Raw genomic sequence first — 18,012 nt, forward strand, 5'->3', positions numbered from 1 at the left:
TGCACCGGCACAAATGAGCCGAACTTTTCAACGCGTCGTCGGCAGTAACGGAGTACACTGTTTTTCCCCATTTCAGTACACATCTTGCAGTTTGTTTGGAATATCAATCATCCAGGGAGATTTCAAATGAGTCAAATCAAGTTCGGTTCGATTTTGCTAATGGCCACTATTCTGGCGGGTTGCGGCGGGGGAGACAGCGATGTGCCCGCCAAGCCGAAATTCGCCGCGCAAGTTTCGTTCGGCGACAGTTTGAGCGATGTTGGAACTTACAATGTTGGGTTTGTTGCCGCAGCGGGTGGCGGGCACTTCAGCATCAATGGTGCCAGTGCAAATGGCAAGGCCGCCAATGGCAACAATATCGTCAATTGGACTGAAGTCGTCGCCATGAATTTGGGATTGCCTGCACCGTGTGCGGCTGTGACGGGTTTGATTGATACAGCTGGCGCTGAAGCACTGTCTGTACCGGTGGTATCCCATCCGGGATGTAATGGCTATGCCCAAGGTGGCGCTCTTGTAACTAATCCGTACGGAGTTCACAACACACATTACGGAACCTACGGCGCCGCATCCGGTTTAGGGGGCGCTGAGCTGACTTATCCAGTTGTTACGCAAATCAACAATTATCTTGCTGACCATGGTGGCAGTTTCAGCGGCAACGAATTGGTGTCTGTGGTGGTTGGCGCAAATGAAGTGACACTCCAACTGACTCTGTTGGTTGGTGGCGCTAAAGCCGCAGCTACTGCCGCAGTAACTGCAGCGGTTCCTGCGCAAATTCAAGCTGACATCTTGGCTGGAACTTGTATTCCAGCAAACCCTCAGGCCAGCAATTGTGTTTCTACAGCGGTTGCCGAATTGACACCAACTGTAGGTGCCGCCGCAGCGAATACCTATCTGTCACCAACCGGTCCCGCTGTGGCGGCGGCTGTGACGGCTATGGCAACGGCAGCTTCCGATCTGGTGAACAATGTGAATACGCTGATTCTTGCCAAGGGTGCAAAATATGTGCTGGTTGCGAGTATTCCTGACCTGGCCGATATACCAGCACTCGCAGCATATTCGGCTGCACAAAAGAGCCTTGTAGATGCAATGGTGATCACCTTCAATTCAACATTGAAAGCAGGCCTGACTGCCTTGCCTGGCAATGCAAATGTCATTTACCTGGATACATATACATCCATCAAAGACGAAATCACAAACCCGGCGAAATATCTCTTGACTAATACAAAAGCCCAAGCGTGTGACCCTGCTCTGACCCCTCAGAATCGGGCCCTGCTTTGCAATGCAAGCACTTTGATTGCTGGACAAACGGCGGATTCCCATTACCTGTTTGCCGATGACCAGCATCCGACACCTTACGGTTACCTGCTGTTTGCGACCTATGTGTTGCAGCAGATGACCACCAAGGGTTGGTACTGATTTGTTTAGTCGTTCTTACACAAATTGGGAGTGGAGATCATGAAATTCAAACAAACAATGGTAAGTCTGTCAGTGGCTGGTGCGTTGTTGGTGATGTCCGGAAGCGCCGCAGCATCCGGGTTCGCATTGATCGAACAAAGCGCCAGCGGAATGGGCAATGCTTTTGCGGGCGGAGCGGCGATCGCCGATGATGCCTCGACGGTGTTCTTCAATCCTGCTGGGATGTCGCGTTTGAGTGGCAAGCAAATTGCGATCACTGCGCATGCGATCACACCCTCGGCTAAATATACTTCTGCTGCGGGCGTTCCCAGCGGGGGCGATGCGGGCGGCACCGCGATCGTCCCGAATGGCTATTTTGTGATGGAAGTGAACCCCGCCCTGAGATTCGGCCTGGGTGTCAACGCACCGTTCGGGTTGCAGACCGAATATGACGCGAACTGGGTCGGCAAACAGCAGGCGATCAAGTCAAAGCTCGAAACCGTGAACGTGAATCCGTCACTGTCTTACCAGGTTAATGACAAGCTGAGCATTGGTGGAGGACTGGATTACCAGCACATCAAGGGCGAATTGTCCCAAGATCAAGGGGGCGCTATCGGCGTTGCGGTCATCAATGGCTCCGACAGTACCTGGGGTTACAACCTGGGCGCGTTGTATCAGGTGGATTCCACCACACGCATCGGAGTGGCCTATCGTTCCACGATGAGCTATACCTTGAGCGGCTCTGTGGCCACTTCGCTGCCCTTCGCAAACGGGCCGGTGTCGCTAAATATAAAACTGCCTGACAGCTTGTCAATCAGCGGCTTCCATCAATACAGTGATAAATGGGATGTCATGGCCGATGTCACGTTTACGGGATGGAGTTCGTTCAAGCAGGTGAAGATTGTGGACGGGACGGGTGTGACCATCTCGAACACGCCTGAAAACTGGAAAGACACCGTACGGGTAGCGGTTGGCGCAACGTATCATTACAACCAGCACTGGTTGGCCCGTGCCGGCCTGGCTTATGACCAAGCACCTGTTTCGGATGAATTTCGAACCGCGCGAATTCCGGACAACAGCCGCACTTGGCTGTCATTTGGCGGACAGTACAAGCCGTCGGTGACCAGCGCGATTGATGTCGGGTATTCACATTTATTCCTGAGAGATTCCTCGATCAACTCGCCAACGCCTGCCCCTGCTCTGGTTGGAACATACAAGAACGCGGTCGATATCCTCAGTGTGCAATATACCTATAGCTTTTAAAAAATGACCTGAGCAAGGGCAATCGGGACAGAGACACCCATTGCAGGGCGAACCCGCACCGGTTGCATCTCGGCCATCAACTCGCCACAAGTAAAAGTAATGTCGAAGAAGAGCTTCAGTCCCGTGAGCGTGGTGGGCGAGGTGCCCTGATCAACCAAGTGCAACTGAAAGCGCCGCAGTTCTTCAACGCTGGCGGTGTCGGGTCAGCGCTTGAGATGTACAGCGAATATGCGCACAGCGCGGATATAGGTGATCTGGGTCTTTTCGCAAAGCTTGTGCACGCGCATGTCCTCGATCATGCGTTGACGTCGCGGCGAGACGGCTTGACTTGACGATTCCATGGTTCTGCTCCTGTAGTGAACGAGGTCAATTGCCTCGGTTCAAAACATTGCCAAAAATCCACTCTTTGCAAATTTTTTGGTGCCGATACAGATTTGACCAGGGGGCGGTGCGGACGAAAACTTGGACTACTTGAAGGTAGTTCATGTACTCATACGAAGATCGCATTCGAGCAGTTAGGCTCTACACAAAACTCGGGAAATGCACAGGTGCGACCATTCGGCAATTGGGTTACCCGACAAAGAATGCGCTCAAGAGCTGGCATCGAGAATACGAGCAAGGTGGCAATTTGCGGGTGGGCCATGTGCGGTCAAGATCAAAATACTCAGCCGAACAGAAAAGAGTTGCCGTCGAGCATTACCTAAACCACGATCGCTTTCTTGCTGGAACTCGAAAAGCACTGGGATATCCGTGCCGCGATACGCTCGCAGCCTGGGTCCACGAGCTGCTCCCCGAAACACGGAGAAAAGTTGTCGGCAAGGCGCAGGCCGTGCTGCTCCCAAGAGAGGCAAAGCAAGCGGCAGTCATCGAGCTGTGCACTCGGCAGGTAAGTGCGCAAACAATTGCTCAAAAGCTTGGCGTGACTCGGCCAACGTTGTACAAGTGGAAAAATCAACTACTCGGTCGCGAGGTGCCCACATCTATGAAACGCCACAATGATCCGCCGCCAGCTCCTGAGCGTGCGGAGCTGGAGTTGCAAGTCGAATCGCTTCGACGAGACATCCGGCAATTGCAACTTGAGCACGACCTATTAAAGAAAGCCAATGAACTGTTAAAAAAAGACTTGGGCGTCGACCTACAGCTCCTGACCAACCGGGAGAAGGCGCTATTGGTTGACGCCCTGAGACAAACCTATGAGCTGTCTGTACTCATTGTTGAACTTGACCTTGCTCGCAGTTCCTACTTTTATCACCAGGCCCGTCTACGAGGCCCTGACAAGTATGCTGATGCGCGTCTTGCCATGACAGATGTCTTCGAGCTCAATCGTAAGCGCGCGGTGAACCCATCTTGAATTGAGTTCTTCTATCTTGCAAGATCGTGTGCACGCAACCCATCGTGCACACCATGCTCAAAGAATCAGACCTTGCGAGATATTCGAGTCGGCCTACCCACCGCACCTACACACGCCAGTTCAAGGCCGAACTGGTGGCGGCCTGCCAACAACCTGGCGCCTCCATTGCCGCAATAGCCCTGCAACACGGCATGAACGCCAACGTGCTGCACCGCTGGCTCAAGGAACATGAGCGTGACGGGCGCCACCGACTTATCGGGCCAGATCCGTTGGGTGTCGCTGTCCCCACTTCACCTGGCCCCGCATTCATCCCCTTGAAGCTACCCACCGGCATGCTTGAGCCCACTGCCTGCGACATCAAGGTAGAACTTCGCAAGGGTGCGCTCTCCATGATCGTCACCTGGCCCGCCAGTGCCGCTGCCGACTTGGCGCGCTGGACCCGGGCCATTCTCAAGTAGTCCTTCAAGTGATCCGCATCGAGACCATCTGGCTGGCCACCACCCCCATGGACATGCGAGCTGGCACGGACACAGCGCTGGCCCGCGTGGTGGGGGTGTTTGGTGCTGCCCACCCGCACACGGCCTACCTCTTCGCCAACAAGCGCGCAAACCGTTTGAAAGTGCTGGTGCATGACGGCATTGGCATCTGGCTGGCAGCGCGGCGACTGCACCAAGGCAAATTTGTCTGGCCATTGGGCAGTGCAGCGCAACAATTGAGTCTGAACCGCGCCCAACTCGATGCTTTGGTGCTGGGACTGCCCTGGCAGCGTTTGGGCGATGCAGGCATCATCACCATGGTCTGAATCATCCAAATACATAGCAAACAAGTCAATAAGGATAAGCACTAATGGTTCTTTTTATTCACCAGAAGCACACTATGTTTCATGGTGATCGCTTCTGAGCAACTCCCCCACATGAGTGCAGACGAACTGCGCGAAGCGGTGCAGTCCCTGTTCAAGACACTGACCTTCAAACAAGCCACCATCGACAAGCTCACGCATGAGAATGCTTACCTCAAACGCCTGAAGTTTGCCGCCCAAAGCGAGCGCTTTAGCGCCGAGCAAAGAAGCCTGCTCGACGAAACGCTTGATGAGGACCTGCAAGCGGTGAGCGACGAGATCGAACAGCTCGCCTCAGACGACAAGCCTGTACGGGTCAAGGAACAACCCAAACGCCAGCCGCTACCGGCTCATCTGCCACGCGTGGACATCCCCCACGAACCCGACACCACCACCTGCGCTTGCGGCTGCCAAATGAAGCGCATCGGCGAAGATGTCGCCGAGAAGCTGGACTACCAGCCCGGCGTCTTCAGTGTCGAGCGCCATGTGCGCGGCAAATGGGCTTGCGCCAAGTGCCAAACCCTGATCCAGGCCCCAGTAGACGTACACATCATCGACAAAGGCATTCCTACGACAGGTCTGCTGGCCCAGGTGCTGGTGGCCAAGTTTGCCGATCATCTGCCGCTGTACCGCCAGGAGGCCTTCTTTGGTCGTGCCGGTTTGGCCATTGCCCGCTCCACACTGGGTGCCTGGGTGGGCAGCTGTGGTGTGCAGTTGCAACCTTTGGTGGATGCACTGAAGGCCGACATCCTCCAGCACAGCGTGGTGCACGCCGATGAGACCCCGGTGCAGATGCTCAAGCCGGGAAGTGGCAAAACCCACCGCTCTTACCTGTGGGCTTACGCTGCAGGTGCCTTCGAGGACACCCGGGCGGTGGTCTATGACTTCTGCGAATCACGTGCCGGGGAGAATGCCAAGACCTTTCTGGGTGACTGGCGCGGTAGCCTAGTCTGTGACGACTTCAGTGGTTACAAGCAACTGATGGCCCAGGGTGTGACCGAAGTCGGTTGTCTGGCCCATGCCCGGCGCAAGTTCTTTGACCTGCATGCCAGCAACAAGAGCCAGATTGCGCACAGTGCGCTGGAGCAAATCGCCAGGGTTTACGACATTGAGCGCGAAGTCAAAGAACTGCTTCCCGATGAGCGACGACGAATACGCCAGGAGAAATCAAAACCACTGCTGGATGCCTTGCACCAGTGGATGATCCTGAACCGCCAGAAGATCACGGATGGTTCAGCCACGGCCAAAGCGTTGGATTACAGCCTGCGGCGCTGGTCTGCGCTGACGCGCTTCCTCTCCGACGGTCAACTGCCGGTGGACAACAACCACATCGAAAACCAGATCCGTCCGATTGCCATCGGGAGGAACAACTGGCTGTTTGCGGGTTCACTGCGTGCGGGCAAGCGCGGTGCAGCTGTGATGAGTCTGATCCAGAGTGCCAGGCTCAATGGGCATGATCCGTTTGCCTACCTCAAGGATGTTCTAACCCGGTTGCCTACGCAGCGGGCAAGTCAGATTCATGAACTGTTGCCGCATCGCTGGCAGCCGCAAATTCAATTCACTTGATTCCCAGACACAGCCACTGCGCTGTGGTCAAGATGGGTTGGCTGGGCGCTTACATCACACACGACATCGACGACGTTCTGGCCCTGGCCGACATCGCCTTCGTGATCGAAAACGGCCAGGCGGTGCGCGAGGTTGATGTGCGGCATGGCGAAGGGCGCGAGATCGCTCAACGATTGCTGCCCAAGATCATAGTAGCGCCGCCCAGCGCCCGCGAACGGGCAGTGCGTACTCTGCTCAGAGTGCCCGCCCATGGCTGGCGCACCTGACTTTGGCATATAGGTCCACCTTGTGTACATCCTCTCTGCCCTTCCTGATCCATTCGTGGATCGCAGGATAGGGCCGGGACTGATACCCAATCACGCTGCCATCTGGCTCCCTACGACTTCGCCATTCACATCAGACACTACTGCACTTCGTGCGTGGACGGCTGCTCATTATTCTTTAAAAGGCTCCACTGCACCAGGCCTGCGCAACATCTTGTTCACTTCATCAAGATGAAACTCATCTTGAACAATCATTTCGTGGGCATATTCCTCAAGCTGCACTCCTTGGCGAGTTTGAGAAAATAAAAATAAGTCAGTAGTGTCCCAACATTCTTCAGAGGAGAGGGAGCTGATTTGGCTCGAAATCCGATTCTGAATTTGTTGAGGGTGGAGTAAGTAGTTGATTTGTAGGGACAGTAGTGTCCCAACATTTGCACATCAGGACGTCGTAAGTTAATGATTTACTTGTTGAATTTGGTGTTTCAGTCTGATCTCGATTTGAACGTCGAACGTCAGACTGTCGGTCTTTTGCGGGTTTCCGCCGAAAATCGTCGTGCACCAAGGCAAGCTCGTATTTGCGCAACTCATGCTCTATCTGCCACTGAGCACGTTTCGCCGTTGTGTGGCCGAGCACCGGGGCGAACACAAGGTAAAGGACTTCTCGTGCCTGGACCAATTCTTTACGATGGCCTTCGCCCAACTGACCTTTCAGGAGGAGGTCGATGCCGTCACGGCGCAGCCCAGGCGTGCCGGCGCAACAATCGTCAAGCCGGCGCAGCTTGCTTTCTGGGACGGTTATTCGGGCCACTTTCAGGACCAAGACGATCACCTGTGGGAGGCTGCCTGGAACCCGCCATTCGACATGGCAGGGCAAACAGCACTTTTTCAAGGAAATCGCCTATCTCTCCCGGCCCGCCTCCTGCGCCACCTTCTGCACCGGCGACAACAAGTATTCCAGCACCGTCCGCTGCCCCTGATGGATTTCTGCCTGAACCACCATGCCCGGCGTCAGTTTCAGCACCTCGCCATTTGATGCCCGCAGTTCCTGGCTCGCCAGCTTGACGAGGGCCTTGTAGCTTTGCGGACTTTGTCCCATGGCCGTGGCTTTTTGCGGATCGTTTGCCGATGAGTCGGCACTGATCAGTTCCACTGTTCCGTCCAGCATGCCGTACTTCTGGAACGGATAGGCCTGCAGCTTGACCTTGACGCTTTGACCCGGCGCCACAAACCCCACATCCTCATTGTGAATCGCCACCTCGGCAAAGAGAGGTTCATTCTTGGGAACCAGGTTGAGCAGCGCAGCCCCCGGTTGCACCACTGCGCCCGGGCTATAAGTCGCCATATCTTTTATCGTGCCGGCGCCCGTCGCCTTGAGCGCCAGCAGGCCAGACTTATAAACCTGTTTTTGTAGCTCACCATCCGTGCGTTGCTGCTGGCTCTGCAGCTCAACCCGCTCGTTGAGCAGTTGGCTTTCATAGCCCGACTTGATCTGCGCGAGTTTCTTGCGCGACTGTTCCACCGCAGAGGTCATTGAGCCCATGTTGGCTTCCTGGGTCTTGAGCTCCTGCTCCTTTTCGATCCTCTCGCGGAGTTTGTCGTTGGCACCAAGTTCCGAGACGAAACCTTCTTTGACCAGCTTTTCGTAGGAGTTTGCAGACTGCTGATACAACGGAACCGTGGCCTGCAGCTTGGCCAGTTGCTGGCGCGCGGCCATCAGGTCGTGCTGGGCACGCTCCAGCGTGGCCTGCTCCTGCGCCAGCGCGTCCAGGTGACTCTGGCGTCTGGCCCGGTATTGCGCCAGCACTTGGACGGCCAGTTCCGGTGGGTCGCGGACGTCGATCAGCAGCGGCTGGCCGCGCAGTTCTGCGTCAATGCGACGCAGGCCCAAGGCTTTCAGCGCGGCATCGGCCTTGAGCGTACCCATGTCGGCACTGGCGGTGGTGGCATCCATGCGCATCAGCACCTGGCCGGCCTTGACTTCTTCGCCATCGCGCACCAGCACCTCGCGCACAATCCCCGCCTCGGCGGGCTGGAGCACCCGGCTGTAGTTGCGCGGCACCAGCCGACCTTCGGCGCCGGCAATGATGTCCAGCTTGCCGAAGGTCGCCCAGACCAGCAATAGGCCAAACAAGCCCACCGTGACATAGCCGACGGTACGGGGCAGCCGCGAGGGCGGTTGCTCCTGGATCGTCAGCAGATCGGGCGTGAAGTCGGCCGCCTCGGTGGCGAACAATCTCATTGGGGGAACTTTCATCACATCAACTGCACGCTGCCCTGTTCGAGCTGGCTGCGATTCTTCAGGTTTTGCCAGTCGGTGCCCGCCGCCAGGCTGGACTGGGCGGCGCCCAGGCCAATGCCGGCCAGGCTGCCAGTGGTGGCGTACTGGTAGCTCAAATCACCGCCTAATGCTGCGGTATTGCTGCCTTGCAAGTGGGCGTCGAGCAGGCTGTTCATCATGGCCCAACCTCTGGCGTTGATCGCACTGGCCGCACGAGCGGCGTCGAACTTTTGCACCAGCTTGGCAAAGTCGAAGACCTCGACTTGCTGGTCGCGGGTCTTGTCGGTGGACGTGGCGTCGTAGTCGCCCTCGACAGTCACAATCTGGAGTTTGCCGACGCCCTTGTTAACGCTGCCAACGTACCATTTGGAGAAAGTGATGCTGTCCCCCGCACCCACGTCGAGCACCAGATCGTTGCCCTTTTTGGCTAGCCTGAGGTCGGCGTAGCGAATGCCCTTGCCCAAACTCACGACATCGTTGGCCAGAGCTTCCTGCCCCGGATTCACGACATCGGCGCCATCTCCTCGGTTGAAACCCAGCAAATCACTATCCTGACCAAGGTTGATGGTGTCATTGCCTTTGCCGCCGAACAGCCAACTCGCACCTTCGCCATCTGTCAACACATCGACTCCAGCACCACCATCGAGCAGATTGCTGCCGGCGCCATCCGTCAATTGATCGCTCCCTTGGCCGCCTTGCAGGATGTCTGTGCCGCTACCCGACCCAGCATTCAAAACATTGCTTCCTGAATTGCCGACCAGCCAATTGTCAAGCGCATTGCCCGTCGCGTTGATGGCGCCGGAGCCGTCCAAGAGTAGCGCTTGCATATGCGCTGGCAACACATAATTGATGGTGGAAATTACGGTATCCCAACCGTCCTCGTAGCCCCCGATCGCCTGATAGTCAGCGCTGGCCAGGGCACCCGTGTCGGTAGATGTCGAGGGCTTTTTGCCGCCACCACGGCGTCCCGGGTGTCCAGGGGAGGTGCCGGGACCATCATTCCAGTTCGTGTCATGGCCCGGCGGCGGCGGGTCTTCGCCGTTGCCCACGCCCTCGTTGCCCTTTCCGCAGTGTCCGGAGACGGTGGCTTGAAGGTTGAATTCGTCAAACGCGGTGGCGCCCGATAGATCGGTAGCGATAACTCGAATATCGAGATCGGTCGCACCCGCAGCTGTGCCACGGAAAGTCCGGGTCGCTGCGTCGAAACTCAGCCAGCTTGGCAAAGCTTGCACATTACCACTGGCATCGACTACCTGCGCGGCATATGTCAACAAATCGCCTTGGTCAATGTCCGAGAAGGTGGAGAGAGGCAGCACAAAAGAAATAGCCTGCCCGGCTTCGACAACTCGATCTGCCAGCGGCAGGTTAAGGACGGGCGCATCGTTGACGCCGGTGACCGTAACGACAATCTGACCACTTGCTGAACCTGGCTCTGCGCTATCGTCCTGCGCTGTATAGCTGAAGGCCTCAGTCACTTTCTGGCCAGCGGCAAGGCTTTGAACCCTCATGTCGGCGTTGTTAAGGGTATAGCGGTACTCACCGTCGGATGTTAAAACCAGCTGGCCATACTGACCTATCCGAGTCCCAGTATCCGTCACCCTTAACTGATCACCCACATCAACATCACTGTCGTTGACCAGGGCATTGCCCATAGCCTCAACTGGCCCATCCTCAACCACTGCGGCCGTGTCAGCCTGCACGATAGGAGCGTCGTTGGCCCCAAGAATGGTGATCGTCAGGGTGCTGTTGGCAGTCAACGGCTTGGTTGCGGCATCGTCAGTCACTATGTAGCTGAAGCTTTCCGCTCGGGTCTCGCCGACGCCAAGTGCCTGAATATCGGTTCGCGCGCTGTCCAAAACGTATTGATAACTCCCGTCTTTCGCCAAGGTCAATGCACCATACAAGCCCGCAAAGGTACCGGGATTTTTGACGGTCAATATTTGGCCCTGATCCGGATCGCTGTCGTTGCCCAGCACGCTGCCCGAAACAGCCACCGTGATGTCTTCGACAACCTCATCGTGGTCCGCCAAAGCCTCTGGCGCATGGTTCAGCACGGATTCATCCAGTGGGAGCGACACATTTCCACAGAAGGAAAGGCTGTCCACGCGCTCGGGCGAGATCATCCAGTTTTTGAGGATGACGCGGTCCCCATTTGACACACCAGCATCAAGGACATCAATCACCAGATCGTCGCCTACGCTGCTGAAAACCAGATCTGACATGGAGACGTCGCCGCTGAAATGCAGGCGACCGCTTCCCTCCGAGTCAATCACGGCATCGACACCATCGCCACGAGAGAAGGCATAAGTGTCGTTGCCTGCGCCACCGCGGAGTTCGTCATTCCCGCGCCAGCCGGCCAGTGTGTCGTTCCCGGCAAAACCCTCCAGAATGTTGTTTTGCGCATTGCCAATCAGTACGTTGTTGGCACTGTTGCCGAACCCATTCAGCGCAGCCCCTTCCAGAACCAGCCCCTCTAGTTCGGCCGAAAGCGTGAAGTCATTGAGTGCAGTACGGACGGTGTCGAAGCCTTCGTCCGGATTCTCGATCACTTGATCAAGCACATCGTCCACGACGTAGGTGTCGTCGCCAGATCCTCCGAGCATGCGATCCGCACCCGTCCCACCATCGAGTCGGTTTCTTCCGGCATTACCTGTCAGGACTTGGTCGCCCGCTCCTGTGGTGGCATCAATATCGAGTATCGAGCCAGTCGACAGAAGGGTGACCGTCTCGACGTTCTCGGCTACGACACTGGCCGTTGAATAGACAGCGTCCATACCTTGTCCTGCCTCTTCGATAACGGTATCCGAAGTCCAGCTATAGCTTGCTGTGCGGTCCACGCCGAATCTGTGCTCTTCGTCGCACAGATTGACTTGGTTCAGATTGCCTTCCGGATTGATTGCGACGATACCATCCACAAAGAATATGTCGTCACCCGTTCCGCCCCGCATCGTGTCAATGCCGGCACCGCCATCGAGAACGTCGTTGTTACTCGTGTTCAGCGGTCCGTCATCGCCGCCGTAAAGGTAGTCATCTCCGTCGCCACCCAACAAAAGATCGTTGCCCGAACCGCCGTCCAGCACATCATTTCCGCCGCCGCCATCCAATGTGTCGTCATTGGTGTGAAACTGCTCGCTGGCCGGCGTCACTTCAACGTCATATTGAATGTAAGCCTCTGAGCGGGCAACCAGGCCATCCGCACCGCCATGCAACACATCATCGCCTTGATCACCAAATAACTGGTCGTTGCCCGACCCTCCGTCCATCTGGTCATTGCCGGATCCGCCGTGAAGCTCGTCGGAATTCTGGGCCAGCAATTCAACGTGTCTTGAAACGCCGCCATAGTACTGCTCTGCCACTTCAAAATAGGCATAAATGGCGTCCGCGCCGCCGTACATCACGTCATCGTCATCACCACCATCCATGACGTCGTTGCCAGCTCGACCGTCCATGACGTCGTTTCCACCGTGGCCCAATGCGGTATCGTGGCCATCGTTGCCAATGACGCGGTTGGCCAGGCTATTTCCTTCTATCCGATGGGAACCGTAGGCAACCGAGCTGTCGGTGACGAAATCGCCCAGCAATGTCAGGTTCTCGACATGGTCTGACAAGGAATAAGACGACGAGCTGCGGACCTCATCGGTCCCCTCATTCGCCAACTCGATCACCACGTCTGACGCGCGGTCGGTGTAGTAGACGTCGTTTCCAACGCCACCTACCAGCGTATCGGTTCCGCCGCCACCATCGAGCGTATCGTCGCCCTCCAGCCCCTCGAGTCGGTTTGCGCTGTACCCACCATAGATCGTGTTTGCCAGCTGATTGCCACGACCGTACAGGCCAACGGTTACTGAGGAATCGTAAAGGCGCAGATCTTCCACGCCTGCTCCCAGCGTGTAGGAAACCTCAGAATAAACTCTGTCGTGCCCTTCGCCATCGAGCTCCGACACGACGTCGCCGGCATCGTCCACAATGTAGCGGTCATCGCCTTGACCGCCCGACATGAAGTCGGAGCCGATCCCACCATTCAACTGGTCGTTGCCGCTACCGGCTATAAGCCTGTCGTCCCCGCCGTTTCCATAGAGTTCATCGTCACCCTCCAGGCCCTCAAGCACATTGGCGCCACTGTTGCCGTAAAGATCGTTCGCGAGTTCATTGCCGATGCCGCCGATATTCGCATCCCCTTTAAGGTACAGGTCTTCCACATGGGCGCCCAGGCGGTAGCCGTCCAGCGTAGTCTCCACCGCGTCCCGGCCACCCACCCATTCGTCGGCGATTTCTTCGACGACGGTGTCGCCCACCGAGTCCACCACATAGGTGTCGTAGCCATCACCGCCCTGCATCAGGTCGTCGCCGGTTCCACCGTCGAGCCGGTCGTGGCCCGCCTTGCCGATCAAGGTGTCGGCGCCTCCAAGGCCTTCCAAATGGTTGCTCTGGCTATTGCCGATGATGACGTTCGACAGACTGTTGCCAACGCCGTGCCGCCCGTAACCGTAGCTATAGCTGTCGCCGGACAGCAGATCCTGTGTCAGGTCGCCGTCGCGAGGGCCGTTGGCAAAGCCGTCGACCAAGGTGAGATTCTCAACGTTGGCACCCAGCACGAAATCATTGAGCGAAAGGACCGTGTCGATACCTTCGTCCGTCTCTTCGAGGATTTCGTCGGTATCACCGTTCTGATACTCAAAGTGGATCCAGAAGCGCCCGTTCCAGGCCCACTGGTCCCACCACTGTGTTGACGAGTCGACCACGTAGGTGTCATCCCCGGTGCCGCCTTGCAAGGTGTCGCCGCCCCAGTAACCGACCAGCAAGTCGTTGCCGCCGCCGCCAACCAGGGAATCGCCATTGATGTCGCCCCAGAGCTGGTCGTCTCCTTCACCGCCCAGTAACTCGTCGCCCTGCGGTGAAGATATGTCGATCTGCAACACGCCATACGCGGGTGCCGCACTGCCGCTGTCTTGCTCAAATGAGCTGTAGTACATATGGTCCAGCATTCGTTCGCCGTCCATTGACAGATAGGGCGCGTACTCGGCATCGCCGTCCATCTTGAACGGGGCATGATTGAAATAGTCGAGAAGGCCATTCGCCGAATAGGCTGTGAGGACATTGTCGGCCGCATTACCAACGATGTGGTTGCTCTCCACATTGCCATGCCCATCGATCGAACCCTCGCCGTCCAGGGTGAGCGACTCGATGCCGGAGCCAAGCGTATAAGACACCGTACTGTAGACATGGTCTTGCCCACCCGATACAAGTACCCCTGCCTGGCGCGTCGCCGCCACGTCTTCAACCCTATCGCCCGCGTTGTCGACACGGAAGGTGTCGTTGCCCAGGCCGCCCGACATGGTATCTGCACCCTCGCCCCCGTTTAGAAGGTCGTCGCCATCCCCACCCGCCAAGGTATCGTCGCCGGCCAGACCCATAAGGGTGTTGGCCAACTCATTGCCATAAAGCCCGTTGTCGAGATTGTTGCCGATGCCGGTAATGGCGGCACCCGCGAGGACCAGGCTTTCAACGTGGGCAACATTGAGGGTGTAGTCAAACGACACCGTCACGGTATCGCGCCCTCCGCCCTCCAACTCGACGACCTGATCGCCGGCTTGGTCGATCACGTAGTTGTCGTCCCCGGCGCCTCCCGTCATCTGGTCGGCGCCGGTGCCTCCGTCGATCCAGTCGTTGCCCGCCCGGCCATCGACGGTGTCGTTGCCGGCGGAGCCATAGAGGGTGTCATCCAACGCAGTCCCAAGAAGGACATCGTCGCCTTCGGTTCCATCAATGAACATAGGCAGAGCAGCCAACAACTCGCTGTAGCTGATGATCTGCCCCGAAGCAAGCTCGAAGTACTCGATCGCGCCGCTGCCATACGGGTCTTCGGGATCGAACCCTTCGATGTGGATTTCATCCCCCTCGGGGCTCGTGATTTTGAGAGAGCCCAGCCCCAAGCGAAATCCGTCAAGCCCAAACCACGATGCGAGCCTCAGGGTGTCCACGCCGCCGCTGTCGCGTACTACCTTGACACCTTGCCCGGAGGCAATCACGTAAGTGTCGTCGTCCTCTCCGCCATCCATCAAATCCTTGCCAGAGTCGGCATAGAGTGTGTCGTTGCCAGCCCCGCCGAACAAACTGTCGTCTCCGCTACCAGCCATCAATACGTCGTCGCCCGCACCCCCTTCCATCTGGTCGTTACCTGCCCCACCATAGAGCATGTCCTTGTCGCCCCCACCGTCAAGGAAGTCGTCCCCCTGCTCGCCCTGCAATATGTCAGCGCCGATGCCGCCTAGCAGCGTGTCGTTCCCGCCTCCGGCTATCAGGGTGTCAGCACCCGCACCGCCGTCCAGGTAATCCGCATAGTCGTAATAGAGTATCGAGGCGTCGGCAGGCGGCTCAATTCCCAAGAGCCAATCATCTGCTGTCGTTTGCGCTACGTCGAGAGTGACGTAGTCACCGAACAGCAGGTCATCTTCGCTTCCTCCATACAAAATGTCCGCACCCAAACCGCCGACCAGAATGTCTTGCCCGGCCCCACCGTCGAGCAAGTCATCACCGATCGGGTAGTACGCAAGACTGGCGCTGATGCCAGCCTTGCCCACATCACCATAGAGCCGGTCGGCTCCGGCGCCTCCCCGAATGTCGTCATGCCCCAGGTTGCCAAAGGCCACGTCGTCGCCGTCACCCAGGTCAATGATGTCGGTGGCGATGCCGCCCAGCACGATGTCGTTGCCAGCGCCCGCATCGGTTTCCGTCACCCAACTCTGTTCAATGGCATTCAGCGGATTGGTGAGCACCGGGTACAGGAAATAGTCGACCTCAGTGGCCTTGCTGGCCTCTGGCGTGCCCGCTTGAGCCTGTGGGTCGTACAGCGTGTTGTTGGTGCTGACGTGCATCACGCCCTGCGCATCCTTGTACACCCCCCATGTCGCGCCTTGGGCCAGTAGGGCGCGTGCCTCGGTCGGCGCCGCCCAACTGTCGTCAGGACCTCGTCGCCCAGCAATGCCGGGCGTGAAGTGGGTGAGGATGATGTCGTTGCCTTCCCCGCCAATGAGCGTGTTCAGACCCAGGCCACCGGCAATCAAGTCGTCGCCTGCACCGCCGTCGATCAGGTTTTGCGACGCGTCGCCAATCAGCGCATCGTTGCCGTCCAGGCCATAGACCTCTACCCGCTTGATGCTGCTGGAGGTGTTGTAAGCCGTGATCGCATCGCTGTTGCCGGGCGCTGCCACGGTGGCGCTGCCGATGTAGGTCACTTCGCCGGTGTCGGCATTGGTGCTGGTGTTCAGCGGCACGGTATCGCCGTTCACGATGCGGATTTGTGCCGGGCTCACCGGCAGGGCTGCATCGGTGGTGAGGGTGATGCCAAACTTGCCCTGGCTCCAGTTGTTCAAGACGATGGCCTCCTTGTCTGCCAGCCGCCCGGTGCGGTGAATCACAAGAGTGCCATTGCTGTCAGCCGCTGTGCCGTTGGGGGTGAGCGCATCGGGCTTGAACTGGAACTGGTATTTCTTGTCATCGCTGATCCAGGCGCGCCCGAGCCGGGGGCTGATGCTTTTGCCGCCGCCCAGGGTGTCGGCGTCTATCTTGATGATGCCGTCGGTATCCCCGATGGTGTCTGTCCCCCAGCCGACCAAGTCGCTGGAGCTGAAGGTGTAGGTGTCGGTGCCGCTGCCACCATAGAGCTTGTCGTCGCCTTTGCCACCATCCAGGGTGTCATCGCCATCATCGGCCAGCATCACGTCGTTCTTGTCACCGCCGGTGAAGGTTTCAGCCGCAAAGTTGCCAACGAAGATCTGGCTTTTGTCGGCATCCCGCGCCGTGGCGGTCACCGCGCTGGTGCCTGTGTTGACGTTCCACTGCTCGTAGGTGGTGCCCACGCCATAGGCACCATGGGCTGCGGCTTTGGGGTCGAGCCAGAACTCGGCGTAGGCGGCGGCTTTGTTTTTCGCGCCTTGCAGGCCATCACCGATGGCGCTGGTGTATTGCAGCAGGGCGCCCGACTGGGTGAAGAATTCCTGGCCTGCGTAATCGGTGCCTTGCCAGTAGTACCACTCGATGCCTTGGGCAATCAGCGCATCTTGCGCCTGCTTGTTCAGGCCGGCGATGTTGGTGCCTAGCTTGTTGAGGTCGGAAGCGAAGTGGGTGAGCATGGCGTCGCCGCCTACAGGTATGCCGCCTATGCCGCCGGTTTCGTGGCGAACGAGGTGATCCACGAAGTTGCGGTTGCTGGCATCATCGGCTCGAAAGCTATAGAGCTTGTTGTCAAAAATCATCCCCAACAGTTGCGGCACCGTGGCCGTCACTTCGTTGAGAGCTTGCCCGCTTGGCGCTGTCAAGTCGCTTTGCAGATAAGCCGCCAGCAAAGCCTGTGTATGTAGATCGAAGCCTGACACGCCCGGCGCGCTGTTGGCAATGATTTGGGTGGTCGTTCCGATACGGTCGTAAATGGTCCAGGGCGCGCTGGACAGAAACTCTCCCTGGACATTGATATTGCTGATCAAGGCAGCATTGGGTATGAAGGTGGTGGCCGCGCCGAACGCTTCCTTTTGCTCGATGTAGCTCGCCAGCGGTTTGAGTGCCGCGTCGCTGTACAGGCGGTTGCCGCTGGGGTCCGTCTGGCTGGACAGATAAGCCATGACGTCGGGCGCCTTGAACCAGGCGGTTTTGGCAAAGGGAGCCTGATCGAAGGTCTGGGCCGGCACGCCAAGGAACACGCCAACCAGCGCAGCCAGCCCACCGCCCAAACTATGGCCCGTGAGGGTGATGGTGGCGCCGGAATTTGCGGCCTTGACTTGCAGGTAGTACTCGACGGCTTGCAGCAACTGCGCGGAGCCGACGCCCGTAGCCAGGCCGGCGTTGGCCAGTTGGTCTCCGGTGATGTCTTTGTCGTAAGTGCCGGCGTAGGAGATGACGATTTCGGAGCCGCGTTGGTACGAGATGGCTTCGAAGCCTGAGGGTTGGGTTTCGTGCCGTGATGTTGTCCATCCTTCAGCGGTAGGGAACAAATTTATTGCGTTACGAGTGGATTGATAAGCACGTCCAGCCATCAATGCATATTCAAGAGTTGTTGTCATGT

9 protein-coding genes and 2 pseudogenes are annotated in these 18,012 nt (G+C 57.7%); 8 read left to right on the forward strand and 3 right to left on the reverse strand.

Annotated features, from left to right (window positions below; translation table 11 throughout):
* Positions 1 to 126 precede the first annotated feature (126 nt).
* Together RFER_RS13685 and RFER_RS13690 are read left to right on the forward strand one after the other, a co-directional pair.
* Positions 127 to 1,416, forward strand: coding sequence for an SGNH/GDSL hydrolase family protein (locus RFER_RS13685; protein WP_011464986.1), 1,290 nt, complete (start codon positions 127 to 129; stop codon positions 1,414 to 1,416).
* 39 nt (positions 1,417 to 1,455) lie between these two features.
* Positions 1,456 to 2,658, forward strand: coding sequence for an OmpP1/FadL family transporter (locus RFER_RS13690; protein WP_011464987.1), 1,203 nt, complete (start codon positions 1,456 to 1,458; stop codon positions 2,656 to 2,658).
* Positions 2,659 to 2,861: 203 nt separating this feature from the next.
* Here the strand turns inward: RFER_RS13690 and RFER_RS25040 are convergent, their stop codons facing one another.
* Entirely contained in the window at positions 2,862 to 2,999 is a 138-nt protein-coding gene (locus tag RFER_RS25040; RefSeq protein WP_166485721.1) for a hypothetical protein, read from the reverse strand.
* 143 nt (positions 3,000 to 3,142) lie between these two features.
* Between RFER_RS25040 and RFER_RS13700 the strand changes: the two are divergent.
* The 6 genes and pseudogenes from RFER_RS13700 to RFER_RS25120 all read left to right on the forward strand — a co-directional run.
* A pseudogene (locus tag RFER_RS13700) lies at positions 3,143 to 3,988 on the forward strand (transposase); the annotation flags it as partial.
* A gap of 74 nt (positions 3,989 to 4,062) precedes the next feature.
* The gene (locus tag RFER_RS13705) at positions 4,063 to 4,467 is read left to right on the forward strand and encodes a transposase (protein ID WP_011464990.1); all 405 of its coding nucleotides are present in this window, start codon (positions 4,063 to 4,065) and stop codon (positions 4,465 to 4,467) included.
* 8 nt (positions 4,468 to 4,475) lie between these two features.
* Positions 4,476 to 4,811 carry an IS66 family insertion sequence element accessory protein TnpB gene (gene tnpB / locus RFER_RS13710; RefSeq protein ID WP_011464991.1) on the forward strand — a complete coding sequence of 112 codons (336 nt, stop codon included), beginning with the start codon at positions 4,476 to 4,478 and terminating at the stop codon, positions 4,809 to 4,811.
* 84 nt (positions 4,812 to 4,895) lie between these two features.
* Positions 4,896 to 6,413: an IS66 family transposase gene (tnpC, locus tag RFER_RS13715; RefSeq protein ID WP_425057087.1), complete on the forward strand. Its 1,518-nt coding sequence runs from the start codon at positions 4,896 to 4,898 to the stop codon at positions 6,411 to 6,413.
* A complete protein-coding gene (locus tag RFER_RS13720; protein WP_166485722.1) occupies positions 6,410 to 6,679 on the forward strand; it encodes a hypothetical protein in 270 nt (89 codons plus the stop codon). The genes tnpC and RFER_RS13720 overlap by 4 nt, the downstream gene beginning before the upstream one ends.
* A gap of 583 nt (positions 6,680 to 7,262) precedes the next feature.
* Positions 7,263 to 7,331 (forward strand): annotated as a pseudogene (locus RFER_RS25120) (hypothetical protein); the annotation flags it as partial.
* Between the two features lie 243 nt (positions 7,332 to 7,574).
* Here the strand turns inward: RFER_RS25120 and RFER_RS13725 are convergent.
* Both RFER_RS13725 and RFER_RS13730 read right to left on the reverse strand, forming a co-directional pair.
* A complete protein-coding gene (locus RFER_RS13725; protein ID WP_244095725.1) occupies positions 7,575 to 8,915 on the reverse strand; it encodes an HlyD family type I secretion periplasmic adaptor subunit in 1,341 nt (446 codons plus the stop codon).
* A gap of 14 nt (positions 8,916 to 8,929) precedes the next feature.
* Positions 8,930 to 18,010 carry a VCBS domain-containing protein gene (locus RFER_RS13730; protein ID WP_011464995.1) on the reverse strand — a complete coding sequence of 3,027 codons (9,081 nt, stop codon included), beginning with the start codon at positions 18,008 to 18,010 and terminating at the stop codon, positions 8,930 to 8,932.
* Positions 18,011 to 18,012 lie beyond the last annotated feature (2 nt).

The sequence above is a fragment of the Rhodoferax ferrireducens T118 genome (assembly GCF_000013605.1).
In the GTDB taxonomy this organism is placed as follows: domain Bacteria; phylum Pseudomonadota; class Gammaproteobacteria; order Burkholderiales; family Burkholderiaceae_C; genus Rhodoferax; species Rhodoferax ferrireducens.

What these genes read in the sequence shown, in the direction of transcription:
- RFER_RS13685 (WP_011464986.1), top strand. Translation starts at nt 127, where the DNA reads ATGAGTCAAATCAAGTTCGGTTCGATTTTGCTAATGGCCACTATTCTG.
- RFER_RS13705 (WP_011464990.1), top strand. Translation starts at nt 4,063, where the DNA reads ATGCTCAAAGAATCAGACCTTGCGAGATATTCGAGTCGGCCTACCCAC.
- RFER_RS13725 (WP_244095725.1), bottom strand. Translation starts at nt 8,915, where the DNA reads ATGAGATTGTTCGCCACCGAGGCGGCCGACTTCACGCCCGATCTGCTG.
- RFER_RS25040 (WP_166485721.1), bottom strand. Translation starts at nt 2,999, where the DNA reads ATGGAATCGTCAAGTCAAGCCGTCTCGCCGCGACGTCAACGCATGATC.
- RFER_RS13690 (WP_011464987.1), top strand. Translation starts at nt 1,456, where the DNA reads ATGAAATTCAAACAAACAATGGTAAGTCTGTCAGTGGCTGGTGCGTTG.
- RFER_RS13730 (WP_011464995.1), bottom strand. Translation starts at nt 18,010, where the DNA reads ATGACAACAACTCTTGAATATGCATTGATGGCTGGACGTGCTTATCAA.